At 69.6% G+C, this 312-nt stretch carries 1 pseudogene; it reads right to left on the bottom strand.

Features of this window, described 5'->3' with window-relative positions:
* A pseudogene (locus tag E5W87_RS13785) lies at window positions 1-312 on the bottom strand (helix-turn-helix domain-containing protein); the annotation flags it as partial.

A 312-nucleotide genomic window follows, 5' to 3' on the forward strand; every position in this document is an offset into this window, starting at 1 on the left:
GATTTCGACCCGCAAGCGGGCGCGATGCGATTCATCGGCGTGCTTGCCGCCGAAGGCGCGGGCGACGAGCGTGCTCCTCGGCACGTCTTGGGGCCAAGCTTCACCCAGCGTTCGCGCAAGCGCGAACAAGACCGGGCGCGTCGCGAGCGAGACGATCATGCCGGCGCCCCGCACGACATTGCGGCACGCGTCCACGACGAGCGCCTCCGACCCCAGCAGCGCTTCGACATCCTCAAGCAGGAGCGGGCGTTCCTCGCCACGCGCGATCAGGCGCGCCGCGGGTGTGTTCATCACGAGGGATGCGCCTTCGAC

It is taken from the genome of Mesorhizobium sp. (assembly GCF_004962925.1).
GTDB lineage: Bacteria > Pseudomonadota > Alphaproteobacteria > Rhizobiales > Rhizobiaceae > Mesorhizobium.